The organism is Pandoraea sp. XY-2 (assembly GCF_004193915.1).
Classification (GTDB): Bacteria; Pseudomonadota; Gammaproteobacteria; order Burkholderiales; family Burkholderiaceae; genus Pandoraea; species Pandoraea cepalis.
This window is the reverse complement of the sequence record NZ_CP030849.1, coordinates 941,935-966,420: the sequence shown is the minus strand read 5'-3', so window position 1 is coordinate 966,420 and position 24,486 is coordinate 941,935. Positions and strand designations below refer to the sequence as shown.

General features: G+C 64.3%; 24 protein-coding genes. 18 read left to right on the top strand and 6 right to left on the bottom strand.

Annotated elements, in window-relative coordinates:
• Positions 1–15 precede the first annotated feature (15 nt).
• Positions 16–1,998: an acetate--CoA ligase gene (gene acs, locus DRB87_RS04455; RefSeq protein WP_130025020.1), complete on the bottom strand. Its 1,983-nt coding sequence runs from the start codon at positions 1,996–1,998 to the stop codon at positions 16–18.
• Positions 1,999–2,339: 341 nt separating this feature from the next.
• On the opposite strand from acs, the gene DRB87_RS04450 reads away from it, so the two are divergent.
• The 13 genes from DRB87_RS04450 to hemP all read left to right on the top strand — a co-directional run bounded on the left by DRB87_RS04450 (position 2,340) and on the right by hemP (position 12,682).
• Complete coding sequence (locus DRB87_RS04450) at positions 2,340–3,227, top strand: DMT family transporter (protein WP_130027717.1); 888 nt, start codon at positions 2,340–2,342, stop codon at positions 3,225–3,227.
• Between the two features lie 186 nt (positions 3,228–3,413).
• Entirely contained in the window at positions 3,414–3,986 is a 573-nt protein-coding gene (locus DRB87_RS04445; RefSeq protein ID WP_130025019.1) for a TIGR00645 family protein, read from the top strand.
• Between the two features lie 15 nt (positions 3,987–4,001).
• Positions 4,002–5,525, top strand: coding sequence for a fumarate hydratase (locus tag DRB87_RS04440; RefSeq protein WP_130025018.1), 1,524 nt, complete (start codon positions 4,002–4,004; stop codon positions 5,523–5,525).
• A gap of 288 nt (positions 5,526–5,813) precedes the next feature.
• Positions 5,814–6,293, top strand: coding sequence for a bacterioferritin (gene bfr, locus DRB87_RS04435; RefSeq protein WP_130025017.1), 480 nt, complete (start codon positions 5,814–5,816; stop codon positions 6,291–6,293).
• Positions 6,294–6,405: 112 nt separating this feature from the next.
• Positions 6,406–7,284 (top strand): glutamate racemase, encoded by an 879-nt coding sequence (murI, locus tag DRB87_RS04430; protein ID WP_130025016.1) that lies wholly within the window; start codon positions 6,406–6,408, stop codon positions 7,282–7,284.
• Positions 7,285–7,397: 113 nt separating this feature from the next.
• Positions 7,398–7,655, top strand: coding sequence for a bacterioferritin-associated ferredoxin (locus DRB87_RS04425; protein ID WP_130025015.1), 258 nt, complete (start codon positions 7,398–7,400; stop codon positions 7,653–7,655).
• Positions 7,656–8,101: 446 nt separating this feature from the next.
• Positions 8,102–8,806, top strand: coding sequence for an energy transducer TonB (locus tag DRB87_RS04420; RefSeq protein ID WP_130025014.1), 705 nt, complete (start codon positions 8,102–8,104; stop codon positions 8,804–8,806).
• 39 nt (positions 8,807–8,845) lie between these two features.
• Positions 8,846–9,583 carry a MotA/TolQ/ExbB proton channel family protein gene (locus DRB87_RS04415; RefSeq protein WP_017233114.1) on the top strand — a complete coding sequence of 246 codons (738 nt, stop codon included), beginning with the start codon at positions 8,846–8,848 and terminating at the stop codon, positions 9,581–9,583.
• A gap of 27 nt (positions 9,584–9,610) precedes the next feature.
• Positions 9,611–10,036: a biopolymer transporter ExbD gene (locus DRB87_RS04410; protein WP_130025013.1), complete on the top strand. Its 426-nt coding sequence runs from the start codon at positions 9,611–9,613 to the stop codon at positions 10,034–10,036.
• Positions 10,037–10,274: 238 nt separating this feature from the next.
• On the top strand, positions 10,275–11,171 hold the full coding sequence (locus DRB87_RS04405) for a pirin family protein (RefSeq protein WP_130025012.1): 897 nt from the start codon (positions 10,275–10,277) through the stop codon (positions 11,169–11,171).
• A 171-nt stretch (positions 11,172–11,342) separates the two neighbouring features.
• A complete protein-coding gene (locus tag DRB87_RS04400) occupies positions 11,343–11,753 on the top strand; it encodes an OsmC family protein (RefSeq protein ID WP_130025011.1) in 411 nt (136 codons plus the stop codon).
• A 66-nt stretch (positions 11,754–11,819) separates the two neighbouring features.
• Positions 11,820–12,290 carry an SRPBCC family protein gene (locus DRB87_RS04395; protein ID WP_017233110.1) on the top strand — a complete coding sequence of 157 codons (471 nt, stop codon included), beginning with the start codon at positions 11,820–11,822 and terminating at the stop codon, positions 12,288–12,290.
• Between the two features lie 164 nt (positions 12,291–12,454).
• Positions 12,455–12,682 carry a hemin uptake protein HemP gene (gene hemP, locus DRB87_RS04390; RefSeq protein ID WP_370363508.1) on the top strand — a complete coding sequence of 76 codons (228 nt, stop codon included), beginning with the start codon at positions 12,455–12,457 and terminating at the stop codon, positions 12,680–12,682.
• Positions 12,683–13,076: 394 nt separating this feature from the next.
• On the opposite strand, the gene DRB87_RS04385 is transcribed toward hemP, so the two are convergent.
• The 3 genes from DRB87_RS04385 to DRB87_RS04375 all read right to left on the bottom strand — a co-directional run bounded on the left by DRB87_RS04385 (position 13,077) and on the right by DRB87_RS04375 (position 14,965).
• On the bottom strand, positions 13,077–13,484 hold the full coding sequence (locus tag DRB87_RS04385) for a heme-binding protein (protein WP_130025008.1): 408 nt from the start codon (positions 13,482–13,484) through the stop codon (positions 13,077–13,079).
• A 119-nt stretch (positions 13,485–13,603) separates the two neighbouring features.
• Positions 13,604–14,392: a YdcF family protein gene (locus DRB87_RS04380; protein ID WP_130025007.1), complete on the bottom strand. Its 789-nt coding sequence runs from the start codon at positions 14,390–14,392 to the stop codon at positions 13,604–13,606.
• An 84-nt stretch (positions 14,393–14,476) separates the two neighbouring features.
• Positions 14,477–14,965, bottom strand: coding sequence for a Dps family protein (locus tag DRB87_RS04375; RefSeq protein ID WP_017233106.1), 489 nt, complete (start codon positions 14,963–14,965; stop codon positions 14,477–14,479).
• A gap of 241 nt (positions 14,966–15,206) precedes the next feature.
• On the opposite strand from DRB87_RS04375, the gene DRB87_RS04370 reads away from it, so the two are divergent.
• A complete protein-coding gene (locus tag DRB87_RS04370; protein WP_240756177.1) occupies positions 15,207–15,908 on the top strand; it encodes a thiamine phosphate synthase in 702 nt (233 codons plus the stop codon).
• 176 nt (positions 15,909–16,084) lie between these two features.
• Here DRB87_RS04370 and DRB87_RS04365 read toward each other — a convergent pair whose 3' ends face one another.
• Complete coding sequence (locus DRB87_RS04365) at positions 16,085–17,029, bottom strand: LysR substrate-binding domain-containing protein (protein WP_017233103.1); 945 nt, start codon at positions 17,027–17,029, stop codon at positions 16,085–16,087.
• A 165-nt stretch (positions 17,030–17,194) separates the two neighbouring features.
• Positions 17,195–19,495 carry an ATP-dependent DNA helicase RecG gene (recG, locus tag DRB87_RS04360; protein WP_130025006.1) on the bottom strand — a complete coding sequence of 767 codons (2,301 nt, stop codon included), beginning with the start codon at positions 19,493–19,495 and terminating at the stop codon, positions 17,195–17,197.
• Between the two features lie 102 nt (positions 19,496–19,597).
• Here recG and queA point away from each other — a divergent pair, with 102 nt between their 5' ends.
• The 4 genes from queA to secD all read left to right on the top strand — a co-directional run bounded on the left by queA (position 19,598) and on the right by secD (position 24,467).
• Positions 19,598–20,680, top strand: coding sequence for a tRNA preQ1(34) S-adenosylmethionine ribosyltransferase-isomerase QueA (gene queA, locus DRB87_RS04355; protein WP_130025005.1), 1,083 nt, complete (start codon positions 19,598–19,600; stop codon positions 20,678–20,680).
• A 137-nt stretch (positions 20,681–20,817) separates the two neighbouring features.
• Complete coding sequence (tgt, locus tag DRB87_RS04350) at positions 20,818–21,948, top strand: tRNA guanosine(34) transglycosylase Tgt (protein ID WP_130025004.1); 1,131 nt, start codon at positions 20,818–20,820, stop codon at positions 21,946–21,948.
• A 224-nt stretch (positions 21,949–22,172) separates the two neighbouring features.
• Entirely contained in the window at positions 22,173–22,439 is a 267-nt protein-coding gene (gene yajC / locus DRB87_RS04345; protein ID WP_232424572.1) for a preprotein translocase subunit YajC, read from the top strand.
• 135 nt (positions 22,440–22,574) lie between these two features.
• Positions 22,575–24,467: a protein translocase subunit SecD gene (gene secD, locus DRB87_RS04340; protein ID WP_130025003.1), complete on the top strand. Its 1,893-nt coding sequence runs from the start codon at positions 22,575–22,577 to the stop codon at positions 24,465–24,467.
• Positions 24,468–24,486: the final 19 nt, after the last annotated feature.

Here is a 24,486-nt window from a genome sequence, read left to right as displayed (position 1 = left end):
CCGCGAAACCCGCGCTTACTGCGCCTGCTTGAGCTGCTCCAGAATGGCCGGATTCTCAAGCGTAGACGTGTCCTGCGTAATCTCCTCACCCTTGGCAATCACGCGCAGCAAACGGCGCATGATCTTGCCCGAGCGGGTCTTCGGCAGGTTGTCGCCAAAGCGAATGTCCTTCGGCTTGGCGATCGGCCCGATCTCCTTGCCCACCCAGTTGCGCAGTTCAATGGCCAGTTGCTTGGCTTCGTCGCCCGTCGGCCGCGAACGCTTGAGCACCACGAACGCCACGATCGCCTCGCCCGTGGTGTCGTCGGGGCGCCCCACGACCGCCGCTTCGGCCACGAGAGGGTTGGCGACAAGCGCCGACTCGATTTCCATCGTGCCCATGCGGTGTCCCGAGACGTTCAGCACGTCGTCGATACGGCCCATGATCGTGAAGTAGCCCGTCTTGGCGTCGCGAATTGAGCCATCCCCCGCCAGATAGATCTTGCCGCCCAACTCCGACGGGAAGTAGCTCGACTTGTAACGCTCCGGATCGCCCCAGATCGTACGAATCATCGCCGGCCACGGACGCTTGATCACCAGCATGCCGCCCTGACCATTGGGCACGTCCTGCCCGGTTTCGTCGACGATGGCCACCGCAACGCCCGGCAGACCCAGCGTGCACGACCCCGGCACCAGCGGCGTGGCACCCGGCAGCGGCGTAATCACGTGTCCGCCCGTCTCCGTCTGCCACCAGGTGTCGACGATCGGGCAACGCCCGCCGCCAACGTTTTCGTAGTACCACATCCACGCCTCCGGATTGATCGGCTCGCCGACCGACCCGAGAATGCGCAGCGACGACAGGTCGTACTGTTTCGGATGCACGGCCGGCGTCTGCTCGGCCGCCTTGATCAATGAGCGGATCGCCGTCGGCGCCGTATAGAACACGGTCACCTTGTGACGCCCGATCATCTCCCAGAACCGCCCCGCATTCGGGTACGTGGGCACGCCTTCGAACACGATCTGCGTGGCGCCCACCGCCAACGGGCCATAAGCGATGTACGTGTGACCCGTGATCCAGCCAATGTCGGCCGTGCACCAGAAAACGTCGTCGGGCTTGATATCGAAGGTCCACTGCATGGTGAGCGATGCCCACAGCAGATAGCCCCCGGTGCTGTGCTGCACGCCTTTGGGCTTGCCCGTCGAGCCCGATGTATAGAGGATGAAAAGCGGATGCTCCGCGCTGACCCACTCCGGTTCGCACTGATCCGATTGACCGGCGACGAGATCCTGCAGCACTTCGTCACGACCTGGGTGCATCGTCACATTGCCGCCCGTGCGACGGTAGACAATCACGGACTTCACATGGTCGCAGCCGCCCATCGCGAGCGCTTCGTCGACGATGGCCTTCAAGGGCAGCGCCTTGCCGCCCCGCATCTGCTCGTCGGCAGTGACAATCGCCACCGCCCCGGCGTCGATCACGCGCTCGTTGAGCGACTTGGCCGAGAAGCCGCCGAAGACGACCGAATGCGTCGCGCCGATACGCGCGCACGCCTGCATGGCGACCACGCCCTCGATCGACATCGGCATATAGATGACCACGCGGTCGCCCTTCTTCACCCCCTTGGCCTTGAGCGCATTGGCGAAACGGCTCACGCGTCCGAGCAGGTCGCGATAGGTGACGGGGGTCACCGTGCCATCGTCTGCCTCGAACAGAATGGCCGTCTTCTCGCCCAGGCCCGCTTCGATCTGGCGATCCAGACAGTTGTAGGAAGCGTTGATCTGACCGTCGGCGAACCACGTGTAGAACGGCGCGTTGGTCTCGTCGAGGACTTGCGTGAACGGCTTGTGCCAGGCCAGATTTTCGCGCGCCTGGCGCGCCCAGAATCCCTCGTAATCCTTGTCGGCCTCGGCGCACAGCGCCTCATAGGCGGGCATGCCGGAGATCTTCGCGTTGGCGACCAGCGCCTGCGGCGGCGCGAAGACGCGCTGCTCCTGCAATACCGATTCGATTGCTGCCATGAGTTGTCCCCTCTTATAGATATGCAAAAACCATTGCAATCAAGCCCAAACAGATCGCTAACGTCACATTAAGACGAGCGACTTACTAACGCCTTACACTGGCGCACGCGAGGTGGTCGCGCCGCGCGCGGGACTCGCGCGAACGCGCAGCCGTATGGCGTCAGACTGTGGCGAATTCGCTACAATCCTACCCGCATCCCCCCCGACTCGCCACCCCGGACTCGCACGGAGCGCCCGTGAATTCGACATCTCCGTTCCAACCGCCCACGCCGTCGCCCCCGACGGGGTCAGCCGCCGACCGCCTGTTTGCGCGCTTTCCGAGTTTCGCGCTGGCACTGGCGATGACCTTCGTGGGCGCCAACGTCGGCATCGGCAAGACCATGGTCGCCGTCATGCCGGTGGCCGCCTTCGCGCTGTGGCGCTTCGTGATCGCCATCGTCGCCCTCGCGCCCCGCTACCGCCCGTCGGCCATGCGACGCGTCACGCGCCCCCAATGGCGCAACCTTTTCGTGCAAACGTTCTTCGGCACGTTTCTCTTTACCTTGCTCATGCTCTCGGGCGTACGGATGACGACAGCCACCGCCGCCGGGGTCATCACCGCGACGCTGCCGGCCTGTGTCGCCCTGCTGTCGTGGGGCGTGCTGCGCGAACGCCCGTCACGACGCACGCTCGTGAGCATCGGACTGGCGATTGCCGGGGTCGCCCTGCTCAACCTGTCGCGTGCCGACACGCACGGCGCTGGCGCCCCGGGGGCCGCCGGCAACGCCTGGCTGGGCAACCTGCTCGTGCTCGGCGCCGTGGTCTGCGAAGCCATTTACGTGATCGTCTCGAAACGGCTCGCCGCTGAACTCCCCGCCATCGATATTTGCGCCTACACCCACCTGATCGGCGGCGCGCTGATGCTCCCCTTCGGCGTGGCGGGCCTGATGGCCGTGAACTACGCGGCGCTGACGCCCGGGCATTGGGCGCTCATCGTCTGGTACGGACTCGCCGCCAGTGTCTTCTCGTTTTTCCTGTGGATGCGCGGCATTCGGCACGTCAGCGCTCAACTCGCGGGGGTTTTCACCGCCATGGTGCCCGTGGCGGCGACCGCGTACGGCGTGATCTTCCTCGGCGAGCGACTGGCCGCCGCCCAAGGCGCCGCGCTGGCCCTGACCGTCGCCGGGATCGTGCTCGCCGCGTTGCCGCGCTCCGGTTCACGCAAAACGCTATTGCCCGCCCGAGATTGAATCGGACGCAGCGCCTGCGGCCAGACGTTGTAAAATGCCCGCCAAGCCGAATGTCGCGACGCGATATCCGTAACGGGCAAGCGGGTCGCCGTATCGCCCGATGTCCTTCTCTTTGATTTGCGTATCCAATAATTCCGGTCGGCCGCGGCAAGCGCCGACCACTGTCACCACCTCGTCAAAACCGCCATGTCGACTCCCGGCCGCCCGTCCGACGCGCCGATGCGCCCCCTGCCCCGCATCATCTTCTTCAGCCGTTGGCTTCAACTGCCGCTGTATCTGGGGCTGATTGCCGCGCAAGGCGTCTATGTCTACAAGTTCCTGGCCGAACTCTGGCACCTGATCTCGCACGCCACGACGTTCGACGAAACGCAGATCATGCTCGTCGTGCTCGGCCTGATCGACGTGGTGATGATCTCGAACCTGCTCATCATGGTCATCATCGGCGGCTACGAGACGTTCGTCTCGCGCCTCGGTGTCGAAGGCCATCCGGACGAGCCGGAATGGCTCGATCATGTGAACGCCGGGGTGCTCAAGGTGAAGCTGTCGATGGCGCTCATCAGTATTTCGTCGATCCACCTGCTCAAGACCTTTATCGATGCCGCCCAGCAAACGCCCCACACGATCATGTGGCAGGTGATCATTCATTGTGTCTTCCTGCTTTCCGCCGTCGTCATGGCCGTCGTCAACAAGTTGACGAACGAGAGCCACGCTCCGGCGTACGCAACCCCGCAAGTCATTACCCCCACCCGTTCCCACTAAGTCGAGAGCCGTTTCATGTCTACCGTCATTAAAGAAGACGACGTCATTCAGAGCGTCGCCGGTGCCCTGCAGTACATCAGCTACTACCATCCGGACGATTACATTCAGGCACTGGGCCGGGCGTACGAGGCCGAGCAAAGCCCCGCCGCGCGCGACGCCATCGCGCAGATCCTGACCAACAGCCGCATGTGCGCCGAAGGCCGCCGCCCGCTGTGCCAGGACACCGGCATCGTGACCGTGTTCGTGAAGGTCGGCATGAATGTGCGCTGGGACGCCAAGCGCAATCTCACCGACATGATCAACGAAGGCGTGCGTCAGGCGTACATGCACCCGGACAACGTGCTGCGTGCCTCGATCGTGGCGCCGCCCGAAGCCGGCCGAAAGAACACGAAGGACAACACGCCCGCCGTCATCCATTACGAAATCGTGGAAGGCGACAAGGTCGACATCACGGTCGCAGCCAAGGGCGGCGGCTCGGAGAACAAGTCGAAGTTCGTGATGCTCAACCCGTCCGATTCGATCGTCGACTGGGTCGTGAAGACGGTGCCGACGATGGGCGCCGGCTGGTGCCCGCCGGGCATGCTCGGCATCGGTATCGGCGGCACGGCGGAAAAAGCCATGGTGCTCGCCAAGGAATCGCTCATGGACCCGATTGACATCCATGACGTTATCAAGCGCGGTCCGCAGAACTGGAACGAAGAGCTGCGTATCGAGTTGTTCGAGAAGGTCAACGCCCTCGGTATCGGCGCGCAAGGCCTGGGCGGCCTGGCAACCGTGCTCGACGTGAAGATTCTCGACTACCCGACGCACGCAGCCTCCAAGCCGGTCGCGATGATCCCGAACTGCGCGGCCACACGTCATGCGCACTTCACGCTGGACGGCTCGGGCCCGTCGTTCCTCGCCGCGCCGTCGCTCGACGCATGGCCGAACGTGCACTGGGCACCGAATACCGAGACCAGCAAGCGCGTCGATCTGGACACGCTCACGCCGGACGAGGTTGCCAGCTGGACGCCGGGGCAGACCCTGCTGCTCTCGGGCAAGATGCTCACCGGTCGCGACGCGGCGCACAAGCGCATCGCCGACATGATCGGCCGCGGCGAGCCGCTGCCGGTGGACTTCAACGGCCGTGCGATCTACTACGTTGGCCCGGTCGACCCGGTGCGCGACGAAGTCGTCGGCCCGGCGGGCCCGACCACGTCCACCCGCATGGACAAGTTCACCGACATGATGCTCTCGAAGACGGGGCTCGCCGTCATGATCGGCAAATCGGAGCGCGGCCCGGCCGCCATCGAGGCGATCAAGAAGCACAAGGCTGCGTACCTGATGGCCGTTGGCGGTGCCGCTTATCTCGTGTCCAAGGCCATTCGTGCGGCGCGCGTGCTCGCGTTCGAAGACCTCGGCATGGAAGCGATCTACGAGTTCGACGTCAAGGACATGCCCGTGACGGTGGCCGTCGATTCGACCGGCGTCTCGGTGCACCAGACCGGTCCGAAGGAATGGCAAGCCAAGATCGGCAAGATCCCGGTCGCTGCCGAGTAATGCGCCGTAAAGCGACGTAGCGCGAAGTAGCGCGCCACAACGCGACACCCGGTTGCCCCCGGCCGCAGACAGCCGGGTCAGCGCCTGCTGGACCGAGCCCGGCCTTCGCCGGGCTTTTTTCATCCGCTCGGCGCCGATCCGCGCCATGCCGATCTCACAAGAAGGAGCACGAATGGATCGCATTTCCATTTGCACCTTGGTTCACGAAAGGCCCGGCAAGGCTTGGCTTCCCAGCCTTTTCAGGCTACGCTTCAACCGCTCGCAAACCGAACAAGGCAGGGATTCCAAATGAAAGGCGACAAGAAAGTTCTCGAACTCCTCAACGCACAGCTCACGAACGAGTTGACGGCGATCAACCAGTACTTTCTGCACGCCCGGATGTACAACCACTGGGGCCTCGCAAAGCTCGGCAAGCACGAGTACGACGAGTCCATCGGCGAGATGAAGCATGCCGACAAGCTGATCGAACGCATCTTCATGCTCGACGGCCTGCCCAACCTGCAAGATCTGCACAAGCTGTTCATCGGTGAGAACACGGAAGAAATCCTGAAGTGCGATCTGAAGCTCGAAAACCTCTCGCAAAAGACTTGCAAGGAAGGGATCGCCCATTGCGAAAGCGTGAAGGACTTTGTCTCGCGCGAAATCTTCAACGAGATCCTGCACGACACCGAAGAGCACATCGATTGGCTGGAAACGCAAATCGAACTGATCGACAAGGTCGGTCTGCAGAACTATCAGCAGTCTGGCATGGCGTCGTTCGACGAATAAGGCCGTTCGCCGCAGCACGCGGACGCACCACGCATCGCCGCACCGATATCGGTTCGCAGGCTTTGCGCTAGAATTTCGGGGCCGGCCATTTGCCGGCCCTTTTTCGTTTGCCATGCCCTCCAACGCGCCCATTGGCGTTTTCGATTCCGGTCTCGGTGGCCTGTCGGTGCTTCAGGCCGTGCGCGCCCTGCTCCCACAAGAGTCCCTGCTCTATGTGGCGGACTCCCGATTCGCTCCGTACGGCGAGCGCCCCGATGCGTTCATCGAACAACGCAGTCTGGCGATCGGCCGGTGGCTGCGCGAGCGCGGTGCCAAGGCACTTGTCGTCGCCTGCAACACCGCGACGGCGCACGGCGTGGCAGCGCTTCGCGCCGATGCCTCGTGGCCGGTCGTCGGCGTCGAGCCCGGCATCAAACCCGCAGCGGCAGTGTCGAAGCGCGGTGTGATCGGGGTCCTCGCTACCGCGGCCACGCTGCGCAGCAGCCGGTTTGCCGATCTGCTCGCGCGCCACACCGCACAAGGCCAACGCTTCCTTTGCCAGCCGGGCCACGGGCTCGTCGAGCGCATCGAAGCCGGCGATGTCGACTCACCTGACGTCATGGCACTGCTCGAACGATATGTGGAACCGATGGTGTCGCAAGGCGCCGACACGCTCGTGCTCGGCTGCACCCACTATCCCTTCCTGATACCGGCCATCCAGCGACGCTTCGACACGACGCTCTCCCTCATCGACACCGGTGCGGCCATCGCCCGGCAGCTTCAGCGGCGTCTCGAATCCGATGCCTTGATCGCCCCTCGTCTGCCCGACACCCGTGGCGACCTCCAATTGTTCGCCACCGCGAACGCGAGCGAGCTGCAGACGATGGCCGACCGGCTACTGCCCAACGCGCCACGCGCTCAGACGATCGAGATCGCCGACATTGCCGAGATCACGTCGGATGGCCCAGCCAGTCTCGATCCGCCCCCAGACCTTCCCATCATCTCCGCCTGAACCCGCGACCGCAAACCCCTGCTCGCACCATGGAATAGGCCTTCGACACTTGCAAAACATCATCACTTGAATAATAATTATTCTCATTAGTGTTACATTTTTACGTTTTCATCATGATCGTCTGCGTCTGCAAAGCCGTCTCCGAGCGCCAGATCAAGGCCTGCATCGACGCCGGTGCCACCTCGATGGAAGATCTTCAGATCGACCTCGGCGTTGCACTGTGCTGCGGCAAGTGCGGCCCTTATGTCCAGGAAATGGTGTCCGGTGCGTCGCCGTGCTGCGGCCGCTCGTGCGGTGGTGGCTGCCAGTCAGCCCAAGTGACGCCCCCCTCGGAAGTCGTCGTCGTGCGGGAACGGGCGCTGGCCGCCTGAGACGGCTCGCACCGTCACGCCCTCCCCCGATTGCCCAACGGCATCGGCATCGGCATCGGCATCGATTTTGCCGAGTGTTCTGCCTAGTATTTTTCCGAACCGCCTCTGCGGCCAAGTGTCGCATCGGCAACAGCGCCAGCCAACGGCGGCCTATGCGACGATTCGCATGTGCCGCCCAGCGCCAGCCAGCGACTTCTCACCCACCGGAGGTGTCAAATGGAACTCCTGATTGGCTTTGTGTCGACGCTATGTTTGTCGTTTTTCCTGTTTCGAAAGTGAGTTCGCGCACGGCGCTCGATTCATGCCGTCACTGTGTTCGCCGACCGCGCCGCTTGGCGCGGTTTTCCTTTCATCGTACGTCCCGGCCTATCCCGAACGCCGAGTCATCGCGCACCGCGCAGCGCTCGCCGTTCGTCGCCGCAATTTAGCGTACCCTAGCCGTTACCATGTCGACCGTGCCCCCTTCTGGCCTCACGCTCATGCCGAGCCGCGATCCGCTGATGTCGCCGCGCGCCGTCGCAATTGCGGCAGTGATCGTCGTCGCCCACATTGCCGCTCTGGTGGGTCTGTCGCACCTGCGAAATGCCCCGGCGCCGGCCACGATTGTGCCGACGGTCTTCACCGCCACCATCGTTCCGCCCCAACCGAGACCTGCGCCGCCGCAGGCATCCCCACCCAAGCCCGCGCCCGAGCCTCCGAAGCCGAAGGTCGCGCCGCCACCGCCCAAGCCTCGCGTATCGGCGCCCACTGCCATCGCGCAAAAGGCCGAGCCGGTAGCGCCGCCGCAGCCAAGTGCCGAGCCGGTGAAAGACACGGCACCCGTCGCGCCGCCGGCACCGCCCGCACCGGCACAGGCCGTCGCGCCGCCGGGCCGCGTCGAAGGGCTGAAGCTCGAATGCCCGGATCCGCCGCTGATCTATCCGACGCAGTCACGCCGGCTCGGTGAGGAAGGCGTCGCGACGGTCAGGATGGTCATCAATGTGCAAGGCCGAGTGGCGGAGGCAAACATCGTCAAGTCGAGCGGTTATCCGAGACTCGATAAAGCCGCCATCGAATCGGCCTACAAGATGCGCTGCGCCGCGCCGATGAAAGACGGACGCGCGGTGGAAACCACAGCGACGAAGCCGTTCAGATTCAACATCGACAATTAACGCAACCCTTCACGAACGGGATCTCCCGAGGAAAGCAAAATGCAAGAGTATGGTTTGAGCCACGTCTGGGCGCAGGGTGATTTCGTTACCCGAGCCATCGCGATCGTGTTGTTGGTGATGTCGGTGCTGTCGTGGACGGTCATCCTCATCAAGGGCACCCAGGTCTTCCGCCTGAGCCGCCTGACGCGCACCGCCGAGCCGGATTTCTGGCACTCGGAGAATTTCTCCGCCGGTCTGCAGAAGCTGGGCGAATCCGGGCAGAACAACCCGTTCCTCGCACTGGCCCTCGCCGGTCAGGACGCCGCGGAGCATCACCGCCAGAGCCAGCCGCACCTGCACGACAAGATGGATGTGAGCGACTGGATCACGCGCGCCCTGAAGAACTCGGTGGACGACACGGTGTCGCGCCTGCAAAGCGGCCTGGCCATGCTGGCGTCGATCGGCTCGACCGCACCGTTCGTCGGTCTGTTCGGCACGGTGTGGGGCATCTATCACGCCCTGCTGGCGATCGGCGCGTCGGGCCAGACGACGATCGACAAAGTGGCCGGCCCCGTGGGCGAGGCGCTCATCATGACCGCCTTCGGTCTGTTCGTCGCCATTCCGGCCGTGCTCGGCTTCAACGCCCTGACGCGCGCCAACAAGGGCATCGTGTCGAAGCTCAACCGGTTTGCCCACAGCCTGCACGCCTACTTCCTGACCGGCGCCAGCCTGCACCCGACGCAGTTCGCGACCAACGTCTCGCCGGTGCGCAAGTCCACCCCGGCCAGCGCCAGCTAAACCGCCGCGCCAGACAAGGAGTTCGCCATGGCTATGGGTTCATACAGCAGCGACGACGGTGCCGACGACGCCATGATGAGCGAGATCAACATGACGCCGCTCGTCGACGTCATGCTGGTACTGCTGATCATCTTCATCGTGACGCTGCCGGTGCTCAATCAATCGGTCAAGCTCGACCTGCCGCAAGCAAGCAGCCAGCCGGAAGACACCAAGCCGGCCAAGATCGATCTGTCGATCCAGGCCGATGGCACCGTCTTCTGGGACAAGCAGGTCGTCGACGAGACCGCGCTCAAGGCGCGTCTGGCGCAGGCCGCCGAAGCGCAGCCGCAGCCGGAACTGCACCTGTTCGCCGACAAGAACGTGCGCTACGAGAGCGTCGCCAAAGTGCTGTCGCAAGCGCAGACGGCCGGCATCACCAAACTCGGCTTCGTGACCGCCCCCGACACGAAATAAGTTTGACGCGTTCACGAATCGCGCAAGCGCAAGCGCGGTGCTCGTCACCGCGCTTTTTTTCGCCTATCGATGTCGCAAACTACGCCGCGCGGCCACGTTTTGCCGGCATTGTTCCAATCGGGTAACAATCCTTCCTGTGTTACGGGCTACTCCCAGAGCCATGCGCCCCGATATAGTTTGGGCACGACATTGGACGCACAACGCCATCTCGGCATGCGCCCCCACAGGAGGTTTCCCCATGAGCACCCCGTCCGCCCGCCCGATCGCCCGCGTCTTCACGGCAGCGCAAACGCAGGAAGGCGCCGGTTTTCACGTCAATCGCCCGTTCCCCACGCGCATGATGGCGGACTTCGATCCGTTCCTCCTGCTCGACGAAATGGGACCAATGCAAGTCGCCCCCGGCGACGCCAAGGGCGCTCCCGATCACCCGCACCGCGGCTTCGAGACCGTGACGTACTTGCTCTCCGGAGAAATGGAGCATCGCGACTCACAAGGCCACGCAGGCAAGCTCACGCCGGGCGACGTGCAGTGGATGACGGCCGGTGCGGGCGTCATCCACTCCGAAATGCCCTCGCAGGCCTTTCAGCAGCGCGGCGGCGAGATGCACGGCTTCCAGCTCTGGGTGAACCTGCCGCGCACGGACAAGATGATGACGCCGCGCTACCAGGAACTGCCGGCGGCCGGCATCCCGAGCGCGACCAGCGAAGACGGCAAAGTGTCGGTGCGCGTGATTGCGGGCGAGGCGCTGGGCACGCGCGCCGCCATCGAAACGCGCACGCCGATCCTGTACCAGCACTTCACGCTGCAATCGCAGGGAGTGCTCGATCATTCGGTGCCCACGGACTTCAACGTGTTCGCCTACGTGATCGACGGCGAAGGGCAATTCGGCGACGACGCCACCGTGGCCAAGACGCATCAGATGGTCGTATTCGGCGACGCCGGCGAGCGCATTGCCGTGCGCAACGTCAGCGACAGACCGATGTCGTTCCTGCTGATCGGCGGCAAGCCGCTGGGTGAGCCGGTGGCCCGCTACGGCCCGTTCGTGATGAACACGGAGGGCGAGATTCGTCAGGCGATTCTCGACTTCCAGGCAGGCCGCATGGGACGGATTCCGGCCACGAGCAACACCGACTGAGGCGGCGGCGTCGGGCAGATCCCTGCCGTTCGTACCGGCCCGGTGAATTTCGGTCACAATGGCACGCAGAGTGCGTTGTGGCTCGACCTCTTCACCGGGCCGTTCTCATCCTCTTCCGATACGTTCCGTGATGTTCACCCTAACGTTCATTTGGCCCCCACAGGAGCTGCCATGGCTGCAGAAGCGATAGTCACCGCCCATTTGGGCGCCGCAGGTTTTACCACGCCTCTCTCGGACGGCAAGCATGAATGGCTGGCGGACGAGCCCGCGGCGCTCGGCGGCGGCGACCTCGGTCCCGCCCCTGCGGCGTTGCTGCTTTCCAGTCTCGGCGCCTGCACCTCGATCACGTTGCAGATGTATGCGCGGCGCAAGGAATGGCCGCTCAAGGAAGTGACCGTGACGCTCGCGATGAATCCGGACGGCAAACCGCCCGTCGGGACCACGCAAATCACGCGCAAAATCGAACTGGCCGGAGATTTGTCGGAGGAGCAGCGTCAGCGCCTCTTGGAAATCGCGAATGCGTGCCCAATTCACAAGGTGTTATCGGGCACCATTGCCATCGACAGTATGTTGGTCGAGTAATATTCGGCGCGACGCCGGCATGCTGTCACCGCATGCCGGCCCGCGCCGATGGACGGGGAGACTTTCTTGCAGTACGAACACCTGATCGAGGTCAACGACCTCCTGAATCCGCTGGCCTTCGCGTTGACGCGCGATCAACTGTGGCGCGGTCTCGTGCTGCGCGCCGAGCAACCGGAGACTTTCGTGCTCGGACTCGACAAGTGCATCGTGCACGAACGCACCGACGACTCGCTGACCCGCGAGCTGCGTTTCGGCGAAGCGGTGGTGCACGACCGGGTCGTCTTCGAGGCCCAGCAGTGGGTGCGCTACGAGACGGCGGCAACCGATCAGCACGCGGGTGGCACCCTCACCATGCGTATCGAAGAGCCGACGCCGACGCATTACTTCGTGCGCTTCACCTACAGCACCACACTGCAGGAAGACGCCGCCACGGCAGACACGCGCTATAGCGAGTTCGTGAAGTCCGCCTATCGTGAGGCCGACATCGACACCGTCGGGCAGATCCGGGCGCTCGCCGAACAAGGCGCGCTGGGCTGAGCGGTCATCAGCAAGCGATTCGCCGGGCGTGGCGTGTCACCGTCCGGCGAATCCTCGATTAGTCATTCACTATTCACAATTCACAACAATAGCCATATTTCAATGCAAATAGTAATGATTCTCATTTAATATCTGTCTCATAGTCAGCCACACGGATGAGCGAGATGACCGCAAGCCACACCCCTGCCCGCCAGACCCTGCCCGCCATGGAGCCGCGCCGCACGTTGTCGGCGTCACGTGCGCAAACGGCCAAATCGGCCAGCCACACCACGGGCCGCGCGCTCACGAGCGATCACCTGCTGCAAGGCACGCAATGCGTGAACATCCTGCACAACGGACAGACGTATCAGTTGCGCGCCACGCGGTACGGCAAGTTGATCCTGACGAAATAAGACACGCAATCCGTCACGAATTTTGGCGGTGGCACGACCACGACCGTGCCGCCCCGTTACCGAGTTTTGTGGGGACCACCTCGCCTAAGAGGTGTTTGGCAGTAGCCAGCGAATGCAACGCACTCCCATGTAGTTACGGCAAGCCCCTCTCTACCTGCGTTGCACGCCAGCCAAGCCGCTTTTTTTGTCCGTCCACGCGAGTTTCATTGATGTTCTCCTCGTGGCCCAGCCTGACAAGCCTCAGGGGGTGGCCATCCGGCCTGACAAGCCTTTGACCCGTCCGCGAGGACGGGTTTTTCTTTGGTGCCGTCGAAAAAAAAAGCATCGCCGAACTCATCGACGATGCCTTTTTGTCCCTGCGAACCTACGGAGGCGGGCGAGTGCCCCGAGGCGCTCAGGCGCGCTTGAGCGCCGCGATCCCAGCCCGCGCGATCTGGGCATCCTGCGTCGACTTCACACCGGACACACCGACCGCGCCAATCACGTTGCCGTCGACCACGATGGGCACGCCGCCTTCGAGCATCGCGGTGTTCGGCGCGCTCAGGAACGCAAAGCGGCCGCCATTGATCATTTCCTCGAACGCGCCGCTTTCGCGGCGGCCGACCGCGGAGGTCTGCGCCTTACCCATGGACATCATGGCCGTGCTGGGAGCCGCACCGTCCATACGATATAGCGACAGCGCGTGACCGCCGTCGTCGACGATCGTGATGCACACGTTCCAACCGTTCGCGGTGGCTTCGGCCACGGCGGCGGCGTTGATCTTCTGCACGTCTTCAACGCTCAGGACAGCTTTCGTCTTCATACGTCTCTCTCGTTTGAGGTTGGCAATTCAAGGAGCCCGCATTCGTGCGTGACCCCGATTCGTTCGTCATCCCGTCTGAGACGCCGGTACTTCGTGGCATCGACAAGGGAAGGAAAAGCTCAATGCCCCACGGCCAGGGCCATCCATTCGCGCAGCGCCTGATGCGTGGTGCGCAAGCCACCGACGGTGGGCCACCAGCCGGGGATAACATCCGGTTCGAACGCGTTTGCATTACAGCACGGTGCGGGTACCACCGTAAGTCCAGCACGTTCGAACTGGTCGCGAGCCCGGCGCATATGCCAGGCGCTCGTGACCAGATAGACGCGCGACACGCCGACGTTCGCCAGCATACGCGCGCTGAAGGTGGCGTTTTGCGCCGTATTCAACGATTGTCCTTCGATCCAGCGCACCGGGACGCCAAACTCTTCGGTCGCGACTTGGGCCATCATGCGCGCCTCGACCACTTCGCCGGTCGGACTGCCGCCCGAGACGAGCACCGGCAACTGCGTGCGACGCGCGAGTAGCGCGCCATACCGCACGCGGGCCAACGTGGGTGCCTTCAGGTCGGAATCGCCTTCACGCCCGAATTCTGGCGCGTGCCGGGTCGCGCCGCCACCGAGAATCACGACTGCCTGCGGCAGCGTCGCCGCTTCGGCGGCCGACCCGCGCGCGGCATCGAGCGACTTGAGATCGATTGGGGTTCCGGCCTCCAGCGGTCGAGCCAATTGCCGGCCGAACCAAGGCATCGCCTGTAGCCATAGCGCAAGTATCGCGACGACCGCCAGCGTTTTGCCGACACGCGGACAGCGCCGCCCGATGGCGACGGCAAAACCCGCGAGCAGCAGTACATTAACCGGCGGCAGGAACAGGCTGACGAGAAGGGTGCGGGCAAGCCAATCGAGGGACATCCGGCCAGTGTACTGGACTGCACCGCCCTGCGCACCCTTTCTCTATGACATTTCCCGTTCGATAGCGGGGCGGGTGTTACGCGCTCAGGCCAGCAGGCTACGCAGCATCCATGCGTTCTTTTCGTGCAATTGCATGCGTTGCGTGAGCAGGTCGGCGGTCGGCTCGTCGGAGGCTGCGTCGACCGTCGGGAAAATGCCGCGCGCGGTGCGGGTCACCGCTTCCTGCCCTTCGACCAATTGGCGAATCATTTCTTCGGCAGCCGGCACACCGTCGGCTTCGGGAATCGACGACAGCTTCGCAAACTCCTTGTAGGTCCCCGGCGCCGGGTAACCCAACGCGCGAATACGCTCGGCAATCAGGTCGACGGCCAGGGCGAGTTCGTTGTACTGGCCTTCGAACATCAGATGCAACGTGTTGAACATCGGACCGGTCACATTCCAATGGAAGTTGTGCGTCTTCAGGTAAAGCGTGTAGGTGTCGGCCAGCAGATGGCTCAATCCTTCGACGATACGCTTGCGATCCTTCTCGCTGATGCCGATGTTCACGCTAGCCACATTGTTCTTCTTTGCCATGATCCGACTCCGTTGGTGATGGTGCCCCCGTCGTACTGTGAGGGCACACTGGACTGAAATGAAAATGCCGGCGCAGGCCGACGAATCCCGGCTTCGGCAGGCATCGCTCCAGTCTATCGGGATCGTGTGACGATACCCGGCACGTCTGGATGTGATGCCTCTCACCCGCCGATATTTCGCACGAGCGCTCTCCGTACTTTCCTCGAGACGTGCGCGCTGGCATTCCGGTTACACTGCGCGCATGTCCGCTGACCCCGCAGATTCCGCCTACCGCCTGTCGCTGCCCGACCGCCCGGCCGCGCACGACAACGTGGACCGTGCCACGTCTCCCGCTCAGACGCCTCTGCCGCGCCAACTCCTGGTGACGCCCGATATCGCGACGCGCACACAGATCGCCGGGTTCGCGTCACAACTCGCGCAAGCACTCGCCCGCGGCATCCGTCTGGTACAGCTTCGCAATCGTTCGCTCGATGCCGACAGCTACCGGGCCTTGGCAGAGAGCGCCCTGGCATTGACCCATGCGGCAGGTGCGCAACTTATCCTCAACCCGCCGCAAAGCGTTGCGGATCTCTGGCTCGACGCACCGAACGGCGTGCATGCCAGTACTGTTCCACAGGCAGACGGCTGGCATCTGACGAGCGCGCGGCTCATGGTCTGCGATGCGCGTCCCGCGGGCTGGAAGCTTGTCAGCGCCGCGTGCCACAACGCTGCACAGATCGAACGCGCCACGCGTCTGGGCCTCGACTTCATTACGCTCTCGCCCGTGCTCGTCACCGCGACGCATCCGCACGCCAAGCCGCTTGGCTGGCCCGCGTTCACCGCGCTCGCCGCGCAAACGTCGCTGCCGGTGTTCGCCCTCGGCGGCATGCGGGACGACGCCTTGTCGAGCGCGCGCCACGCCGGGGCCTACGGCATTGCCGCCATACGCGCCTTCTGGCCGTAGTCGACACGCCCGGTCATGATTTGCCGGGCTTCTCGATCCATAAGATTAATTCGCCTTATGAAAGCGGTCGAGTTGATCGTTTTTATGTATCCAATAGCTAAAAACAATACGCCGCAGCACCAAGCGACGGCGTATTGCGCCTTCAAGCGGTAACGGAACGGGTGGGTCCCGGCGTATCAGTTCGACGTTGCCGGCAGATCGAGGGGAATCACGCCCGGCAGATGGCATCGGGCGATGGCTTGCGCCACGGCGTCGATGGCAGGCAACCGCGTGAAGCTCTTGCGCCACGCCAGCACGACGCGACGGTCAGGCACCGGCGCCGAGAACGGCACATAGCGCAGCAGACTGTCGGGCGCCTGCGTCTCGGGCACCGACGTCTTCGGCAGCACGGTGATGCCTACGCCACTCGCGACCATATGGCGAATGGTCTCCAGCGAGGAGCCTTCGAACGTCTTCTGGATACCGTCGGCATTCTGCGAGAAGCGCATCAGTTCCGGACACACACCCAGCACGTGATCGCGGAAACAATGTCCACTGCCCAGCAGCAGCATCGTCTCCTGCTTGAGATCGCCGGCGTCGATGTGCTCTCGCTCAGACCACGGATGCGAACGCGGCAGCGCCACGACGAACGGCTCGTCGTAAAGCGGGCGCACCATCAGGCCGCTCTCCGGGAACGGCAGCGCCATGACCGCTGCATCGATTTCGCCCTGCTTGAGCAGTTCGATAAGCTTGAGCGTGTAGTTCTCCTGCAGCATGAGCGGCATCTGCGGGGTGGTCTCGATCATCTGTTTGACGAGGGACGGCAGCAGATACGGTCCGATCGTGTAGATCACGCCCAGGCGCAGCGGCCCGGCAAGCGGATCGCGCCCCTGCTTGGCGATTTCCTTGATGGCGATCGTCTGCTCGAGCACTCGCTGCGCCTGGGCAACGATCTGCTCGCCGAGCGGCGTCACGCTCACTTCCGCGGCCCCACGCTCGAAAATCTGCACGTTCAGCTCGTCTTCGAGCTTCTTGATGGCCACCGAGAGCGTCGGCTGGCTGACGAAACAGGCTTCCGCTGCGCGACCGAAATGGCGTTCGCGCGCCACCGCCACGATGTACTTGAGTTCCGTGAGGGTCATGTCGTCCTAACCTGTGTAAATTAATCGAATTACCGCAATCGATAGATTTTGTTTTTTATAGCACAATCGAGCGGCCATTGCCCGTTTTCGGTCGACGTCCGCGTTGATGCGCGCCCTGATGTTTCCGTTGATGCCCGGCCCCCTATCGTCGCGCGGACACCGGGGTCATGCCTTAAGATAGTCCTCCCGCGCCCCGAGCCAGCGCTCCAGGTGCGCCGCCACGGCGCCGGGATGCGATGCGAGCAGCACATCGGCCGCTTCCTGTGCGCCCGGGATCAACCAGGCGTCCTCGTTCAGATCGACGAAGCGCAACATCGCCGCGCCCGACTGCCGCGCGCCGAGAAATTCGCCCGGGCCGCGGATTTCCAGATCGCGCCGCGCAATGACAAAACCGTCGGTGGTCTCGCGCATCGTCTGCAAACGCGCCTTCGCGCCCATCGACAACGGTGACGCATACATCAGCAGGCACACCGATTCCGCCGAGCCGCGCCCGACGCGTCCGCGCAACTGGTGCAGTTGCGCGAGCCCAAAGCGCTCGGCGTGCTCGATCACCATCAGCGACGCGTTGGGCACGTCCACGCCCACTTCGATGACCGTGGTCGCCACCAGCAAATGCGTGTCGCCACGCGTGAAGTCGTCCATCACGGCCGCCTTCTCCGTCGGCGCGAGCCGCCCGTGCACGAGTCCCACACGCAACTCGGGCAGCGCCGCGACCAGTTGGGCATGCGTGTCGACGGCCGTCTGCAATTGCAGCGCCTCGCTTTCCTCGATCAGCGGACAAACCCAGTACACCTGACGGCCGGCCAACGCCGCCGCCCGCACGCGTTCGATCACCTCCGGGCGCCGGGTGTCACTGATCAGCTTGGTGACGACGGGACTGCGGCCAGGCGGCAGCTCGTCGATCACGGAAACGTCAAGATCGGCGTAGTACGTCATCGCGAGCGTTCGCGGAATGGGCGTCGCGCTCATCATCAACTGATGCGGCATGGCGTTGCCGCCCATGCCGGCGGTTTGCATCTTGCTGCGCAGCGCCAGACGCTGTGCCACGCCAAACCGATGCTGCTCGTCGACGACGGCCATGCCCAGCCGCGCAAACGTGACGGTGTCCTGAATGATGGCGTGCGTGCCGATGACCAGTTGCGCGTCGCCGCTCGCCACGCGCGCGAGGGCCTCGCGCTTTTCCTTCGCCTTCATGCTGCCCGCCAGCCACGCGACCTCGACGCCCAACGGCGCAAGCCAGCCCGAGAGTTTGCGCAGATGCTGCTCCGCGAGGATTTCGGTCGGCGCCATGATCGCCGCCTGATACCCCGCGTCGATGGCCTGTGCCGCGGCCAGCGCCGCAACGATCGTCTTGCCGCTGCCCACGTCGCCCTGAAGCAGGCGCTGCATCGGATGGGGCTCGGCAAGATCGGCGCGGATCTCGGCCCACACGCGTTGCTGGGCGCCGGTCAGGCGAAACGGCAGCGCCGCCTCGAAACGTTCGAGCAGGCCCCCCGGCACACGGGCGCCGAGCGCAGGGGCCGCAAGCCGGCGACGCGCGGCCTGTGCCCGTTTGAGCGACAGTTGCTGCGCGAGCAATTCCTCGCACTTGATGCGCAGCCATGCCGGATGCGAGCGCTCGACAAGCGCTGTCTCGGACACATTGGGCGGAGGCGCGTGCAGAAGGTGGACGGCGTCGGACAACGCGGGGAGCGGATGCTCGGGCCCCATGACACGCTGGAGCAGTCCTGGCGGCAGCAACTCCGGTAACGGCGTGCGCTCCATCGCGTTGTGGATCGCTTTGCGCAGATACGCTTGCGACAGGCCCGCCGCGCTCGGGTACACCGGCGTGAGGGACTCTGGCAGCGGCGCGGCGGCGTCCTGCACCACGCGATACGCGGGGTGGACCATCTCCAATCCGAAGAAGCCGCCACGCACTTCGCCACGCACCCGCACACGCGTGCCAACGGCGAGTTGCTTCTGCTGGCTGCCGTAGAAATTCAGAAAACGCAGCACGAGTTCGTGGCCGTCGTCCGCAATACGTACGACCCACTGACGGCGCGGTCGGTAGGCCACGTCGCTTGACGTGACGACGCCCTCCACCTGCGCCAGTTCGCTCGGCAGTACTTCGCCGATCTTGCGCAGGGTGGTTTCGTCCTCGTAGCGCATCGGCAGATGCAGTATCAGATCGATGTCGCGCTTCAGGCCGAGCTTGGCGAGCTTATCGGCCGTGCCCGAGCCGGTCGTCTTGCGCGCGGCGGCCTTCGCGTTTTTCGGTGACTTCGCGGACGTGGCGGACTGGGCGGACCGGGCGGGGGCCGCTTCGCCCTCCCCTGTCGGCGCCTGAGCCGGCGCCGCCGGGCGCCGACCGCGCTTCGCGGCGGGACGTGGCGCGACATCGGCCTGTGCACCGGCGGCATCGGCAAGATCCACGAGGTCGGCGGGGGTGTCGTCAGGCGCGGTGGCGGGCATTCTGCGTTCGGTCATGCAGTCGCGAGTCGGGGACGTTCGGCCGTGAGGCGCACACCGTGCCGGCAGGCCTTCGGACGAACCAAGTAAAATGTCGGTTGCTACGCATTGTAAACGCTGATGTATACCCTTTCCGATTTCGATTTCGACCTGCCGCCCGAACTGATCGCGCAGACCGCGCTTGCCGAGCGCACCGCCAGCCGCCTGCTGGAGGTCGACGGCAGCGTCACGCCGCCGCATCTGTACGACCGGCGCTTCGCCGATCTGCCCGGCCTGCTCGCCCCTGGCGACCTGCTGGTGTTCAACGACACCCGTGTCATCAAGGCGCGCCTGTTCGGCCAGAAGGCGAGCGGCGGCAAGATCGAGGTGCTCGTCGAGCGTGTCATCGACAACCGCACCGTGCTCGCGCAGATCCGGGCGAGCAAGAGCCCGACGCCCGGCACCGTGCTGCATCTGGCCGATGCGTTCGACGTGACCGTTGGCGAGCGCGTCGAACCGTTCTACACGCTGCACTTCCCGGACGACTGCTATACGCTGCTGGAGACCTACGGCCGCCTGCCGCTGCCCCCCTACATCGCGCACGACGCCGACGCCGCCGACGAAACGCGCTACCAGACCGTCTATGCGCGCAACCCGGGCGCGGTCGCCGCGCCGACCGCCGGGCTGCATTTCGACGACGGCCTCTTCGCCCGCCTCGACGCACTGGGCGTGCACCGCGCCACACTCACGCTGCACGTCGGCGCCGGCACGTTCCAGCCGGTGCGCGTGGAGAACATCGGCGAACACAAGATGCACTCGGAGTGGTACGAAATCACGCCGTCGCTGGTCGACGCCATCGCCGCCACCCGCGCGCGTGGCGGCCGCGTCGTCGCGGTCGGCACGACATCGATGCGTGCCCTGGAGTCGGCCGCGCAAGCCACGCTGGCTGCGGGCGGCGCGCCGGGCACCTTGCGCGCCGGCAGCGCCGAGACGGACATTTTCATCACGCCGGGCTACCGTTTCCAATTGGTCGACCGGCTCATTACCAACTTCCACCTGCCCAAATCGACCTTGCTCATGCTGGTGTCGGCGTTCTCGGGGATGGAGACGATCCGCGCGGCCTACCGGCATGCGATCGAGCAGCGCTACCGCTTCTTCAGCTACGGCGACGCGATGATCCTCTCGCGCGTGGCGCCTCACGACGCGCCGAAAGCCGCCGCCTGACGCGGCACGGCCGTTGGATCGACGGCCGTGCGACCCGGTACAATAGCGGCTTGGCCGCGCATGGGGCGCCGGCCGCTTATTTGACGTCCTGTGCGGGCGCCGGCTTGTGTTGCCGGTGGTGCCGGGGCGCACGACACATGCTCAAGTTCGAACTCATCACCACCGACGGACAAGCCCGCCGGGGGCGCGTCACGCTCAACCATGGCGTGGTCGAGACACCTATCTTCATGCCGGTCGGCACCTACGGCTCGGTCAAGGCGATGTCGCCGGCCGAATTGGTCGAGAACAACGCCCAGATCATCCTCGGCAATACCTTCCACCTTTGGCTGCGCCCCGGGCTGGAGACGATCGCCGCCCACGGCGGGCTGCATCGCTTCATGGGCTGGGATCGTCCGATTCTCACGGATTCCGGCGGTTTTCAGGTATTCAGCCTCGGGGAGCTGCGCAAGATCAGCGAAGACGGGGTGAAGTTCGCGTCACCCGTGAATGGCGACCGTCTCTTCCTCTCGCCCGAAATCTCGATGCAGATCCAGCACGTGCTCAATTCGGACATCGTCATGCAGTTCGACGAATGCACGCCGTACGAGATCGACGGCCGCCCGGCCACGGAAGTCGAGGCCGGCCAGTCGATGCGCATGTCGATGCGCTGGGCCAAGCGCTCCATCGACGAATTCAACCGTCTCGAGAACCCGAATGCGCTGTTCGGGATCGTGCAAGGCGGCATGTACGAACATTTGCGCGACGAGTCGCTCGCCGGGTTGTCGGAACTGGACTTTCACGGCTATGCGATCGGCGGGTTGTCGGTGGGTGAGCCGAAGGAAGATATGATGCGCGTGCTCCAGCACGTGGCGCCGCGGCTGCCGGCGAACAAACCCCATTACCTGATGGGGGTCGGCACGCCGGAGGACCTCGTGGCTGGCGTGGCGGCGGGCGTCGACATGTTCGACTGCGTGATGCCCACGCGTAACGCCCGCAATGGCTGGCTCTTCACGCGATTCGGCGATCTGAAGATCCGCAACGCGTCGCACAAGACCGATACGCGCCCTCTGGACGAAACTTGCGGCTGTTACGCCTGTCGAAACTTCTCGCGCGCCTACCTGCACCATTTGCAGCGAGCCGGGGAAATTCTGGGCGCGCGGCTCAACACCATCCACAACCTGCATTACTATCTCACGCTGATGCAGGAAATCCGGGATGCCATCGAAGCGCACCGTTTCGACGCTTTCGTCGCCCAGTTCCGGGCCGATCGCGCGCGCGGCGTGCATTGACGGGCGGCGCGCGCCAGCGGGCACCGAAACCCCGGAGACCGGGGTTGGGCAGTGGTAAAATGCCGGGCTTGGATCCTGCATCCACGCACCGAAACACACGCCGCGCGTGTCCGGAGCTCCGGCCACACGCGGCTTTTACACGTCTTACATAAGGAGAACCGAACGTGCTGATTTCCAATGCCTTCGCTCAGACGGCAGGCGCCGCGAGCCCGACCAGCAACCTGATGAGCTTCCTGCCGCTGGTGCTGATGTTCGTGGTGCTGTACTTCATCATGATCCGTCCGCAAATGAAGCGCCAGAAAGAAACGCGCAACATGCTGTCGGCCCTCGCCAAGGGCGACGAAGTTGTGACCTCGGGCGGCCTGGCCGGTCGCATCTCGAAGGTCGGCGAGACCTTCGTGACCGTGGAGATCGCTGAAAACGTCGAAATCAACGTGCAGAAGGGTGCGATCACCACCCTGCTGCCGAAGGGCACCATCAAGGCGCTCTGAGCCTTCGCGCCACTGCACGCGGCCGCCTTCAACGGCGGCCGCCGTGCATGGCGACGCCGGCCGTGGCGACCCACGTTGCCATGCCAGCCGGTCTGAAGCACGGTTTGCCACGAGGCATCACCCTAGCCCGCTGCTATGAATCGCTATCCTCTCTGGAAGTACATCCTCATTCTGGTGGCGCTTGCCATCGGGGTGTTCTATACGCTGCCCAACCTGTTCGGTGAAACACCGGCAGTACAGATTTCCAGCGTCAAGGCGACCGTCAAGGTCGATGCCTCAACGCTCGCGCGCGCCGAAGACGCGCTCAAGGCGCAGAACATCGCTTATCAAGGCGCCGTGTTCGACAGCACGGGCAACAACCCGAGCGTGCGCATTCGCTTCGCCGACACCGACACGCAATTGCGGGCCAAGGACATGCTCCAGACGGCGCTGAACAGCGACCCGACGGACCCGACCTACGTCGTCGCGCTCAACCTGCTCTCGGCCTCGCCGGAATGGCTCACCCGAATCCACGCGCTGCCGATGTATCTCGGTCTCGACCTGCGTGGCGGGGTGCACTTCCTGCTGCAAGTCGACATGGCCGGCGCCATCACCAAGCGCCTGGACGCGAGCGCCGCCGATGCCCGCACGCTGCTGCGCGACAAGAACATCCGCCACAACGGCGTGACGCGTACGGACACTGGCATCGAAGCCGTCTTCAGCGACCAGAACGACGCCGAGCGCGCCCGCGGTGCCCTGACCGACGGGCTGCCCGATCTGTCCTACACGACGCAAGCCGGCCCGAACGGGACGTTCAAGGTCGTGGGTGCCTTCACGGAAGCCGCCCGTCGTGCGGTACAGGACAACGCCGTCAAGCAGAACATCGTCACGCTGCATAACCGGGTGAACGAACTCGGTGTGGCCGAGCCGGTGATTCAGCAGGAAGGCCCGGACCGCATCGTCGTGCAGTTGCCTGGCGTGCAGGACACCGCCAAGGCGAAGGACATCATCGGCCGTACGGCAACGCTCGAAGCGCGTCTGGTCGATCCGGACGCCCCGCGCCTCATCACGGCTGACACGCCGGTGCCGCCGCAGGACGAACTGTTCCTGCACGGCAACGGCGCGCCGGTGATGCTCAAGCGTCAGGTGATCTTCAGCGGCGATCGCATCACCAGCGCGTCCGCGGGCTTCGACGATCACCAGCAACCGTCGGTCAGCATCAAGCTTGACGCCGCCGGCGGCCGTGTGCTGCGCGACGTCTCGCGCGACAACATCGGCAAGCCGATGGCCATCGTGCTGTTCGAGAAGGGCAAGGGCGAAGTGCTGACGGTGGCGAACATCCGCAGCGAACTGGGCCAGAGCTTCCAGATCACCGGCATGGGTTCGGCGCAGGGCGCCAACGACCTGGCACTGCTGCTGCGCGCCGGTTCGCTGGCCGCCCCGATGGAGATCATCGAAGAACGCACGATCGGCCCGAGCCTGGGCGCCGATAACGTGCATAAGGGTGTCGACTCGGTGATGTACGGCCTGATCGCCATCGCGTTGTTCATGATGGCGTACTACATGCTGTTCGGCGTGTTCTCGGTGATCGCCCTGCTGTTCAACCTGTTGCTGCTGGTGGCCGTGCTCTCGATGATGCAAGCTACGCTCACGCTGCCGGGGATTGCCGCTATCGCGCTCACGCTTGGTATGGCCATCGACGCGAACGTGCTGATCAACGAACGCATTCGCGAAGAATTGCGCGCGGGTGCGTCGGCACAGAAGGCGATTTCGCTGGGCTTCGAGCATGCCTGGGCGACGATTCTGGACTCGAACGTGACCACGCTGATCGCTGGTCTGGCGTTGCTGGCGTTCGGTTCGGGCCCGGTGCGCGCGTTCGCCGTGGTGCACTGCCTGGGTATTCTGACCTCGATGTTCTCGGCCGTGTTCTTCTCGCGCGGTCTGGTCAACCTGTGGTACGGCGGCCGTCGCAAGCTCAAGACGCTGGCGATCGGTCAGGTCTGGCGCCCGGACGGTGCGAAAAACGCACCCGACGCAGGCGAGCAATAACCGCAGGCGCGAGAGGAAA

What these genes read in the sequence shown, in the direction of transcription:
- acs (WP_130025020.1), bottom strand. Translation starts at nt 1,998, where the DNA reads ATGGCAGCAATCGAATCGGTATTGCAGGAGCAGCGCGTCTTCGCGCCG.
- DRB87_RS04450 (WP_130027717.1), top strand. Translation starts at nt 2,340, where the DNA reads ATGACCTTCGTGGGCGCCAACGTCGGCATCGGCAAGACCATGGTCGCC.
- DRB87_RS04445 (WP_130025019.1), top strand. Translation starts at nt 3,414, where the DNA reads ATGTCGACTCCCGGCCGCCCGTCCGACGCGCCGATGCGCCCCCTGCCC.
- DRB87_RS04440 (WP_130025018.1), top strand. Translation starts at nt 4,002, where the DNA reads ATGTCTACCGTCATTAAAGAAGACGACGTCATTCAGAGCGTCGCCGGT.
- bfr (WP_130025017.1), top strand. Translation starts at nt 5,814, where the DNA reads ATGAAAGGCGACAAGAAAGTTCTCGAACTCCTCAACGCACAGCTCACG.
- murI (WP_130025016.1), top strand. Translation starts at nt 6,406, where the DNA reads ATGCCCTCCAACGCGCCCATTGGCGTTTTCGATTCCGGTCTCGGTGGC.
- DRB87_RS04425 (WP_130025015.1), top strand. Translation starts at nt 7,398, where the DNA reads ATGATCGTCTGCGTCTGCAAAGCCGTCTCCGAGCGCCAGATCAAGGCC.
- DRB87_RS04420 (WP_130025014.1), top strand. Translation starts at nt 8,102, where the DNA reads ATGTCGACCGTGCCCCCTTCTGGCCTCACGCTCATGCCGAGCCGCGAT.
- DRB87_RS04415 (WP_017233114.1), top strand. Translation starts at nt 8,846, where the DNA reads ATGCAAGAGTATGGTTTGAGCCACGTCTGGGCGCAGGGTGATTTCGTT.
- DRB87_RS04410 (WP_130025013.1), top strand. Translation starts at nt 9,611, where the DNA reads ATGGCTATGGGTTCATACAGCAGCGACGACGGTGCCGACGACGCCATG.
- DRB87_RS04405 (WP_130025012.1), top strand. Translation starts at nt 10,275, where the DNA reads ATGAGCACCCCGTCCGCCCGCCCGATCGCCCGCGTCTTCACGGCAGCG.
- DRB87_RS04400 (WP_130025011.1), top strand. Translation starts at nt 11,343, where the DNA reads ATGGCTGCAGAAGCGATAGTCACCGCCCATTTGGGCGCCGCAGGTTTT.
- hemP (WP_370363508.1), top strand. Translation starts at nt 12,455, where the DNA reads ATGACCGCAAGCCACACCCCTGCCCGCCAGACCCTGCCCGCCATGGAG.
- DRB87_RS04385 (WP_130025008.1), bottom strand. Translation starts at nt 13,484, where the DNA reads ATGAAGACGAAAGCTGTCCTGAGCGTTGAAGACGTGCAGAAGATCAAC.
- DRB87_RS04380 (WP_130025007.1), bottom strand. Translation starts at nt 14,392, where the DNA reads ATGTCCCTCGATTGGCTTGCCCGCACCCTTCTCGTCAGCCTGTTCCTG.
- DRB87_RS04375 (WP_017233106.1), bottom strand. Translation starts at nt 14,965, where the DNA reads ATGGCAAAGAAGAACAATGTGGCTAGCGTGAACATCGGCATCAGCGAG.
- DRB87_RS04370 (WP_240756177.1), top strand. Translation starts at nt 15,207, where the DNA reads ATGTCCGCTGACCCCGCAGATTCCGCCTACCGCCTGTCGCTGCCCGAC.
- DRB87_RS04365 (WP_017233103.1), bottom strand. Translation starts at nt 17,029, where the DNA reads ATGACCCTCACGGAACTCAAGTACATCGTGGCGGTGGCGCGCGAACGC.
- recG (WP_130025006.1), bottom strand. Translation starts at nt 19,495, where the DNA reads ATGACCGAACGCAGAATGCCCGCCACCGCGCCTGACGACACCCCCGCC.
- queA (WP_130025005.1), top strand. Translation starts at nt 19,598, where the DNA reads ATGTATACCCTTTCCGATTTCGATTTCGACCTGCCGCCCGAACTGATC.
- tgt (WP_130025004.1), top strand. Translation starts at nt 20,818, where the DNA reads ATGCTCAAGTTCGAACTCATCACCACCGACGGACAAGCCCGCCGGGGG.
- yajC (WP_232424572.1), top strand. Translation starts at nt 22,173, where the DNA reads ATGAGCTTCCTGCCGCTGGTGCTGATGTTCGTGGTGCTGTACTTCATC.
- secD (WP_130025003.1), top strand. Translation starts at nt 22,575, where the DNA reads ATGAATCGCTATCCTCTCTGGAAGTACATCCTCATTCTGGTGGCGCTT.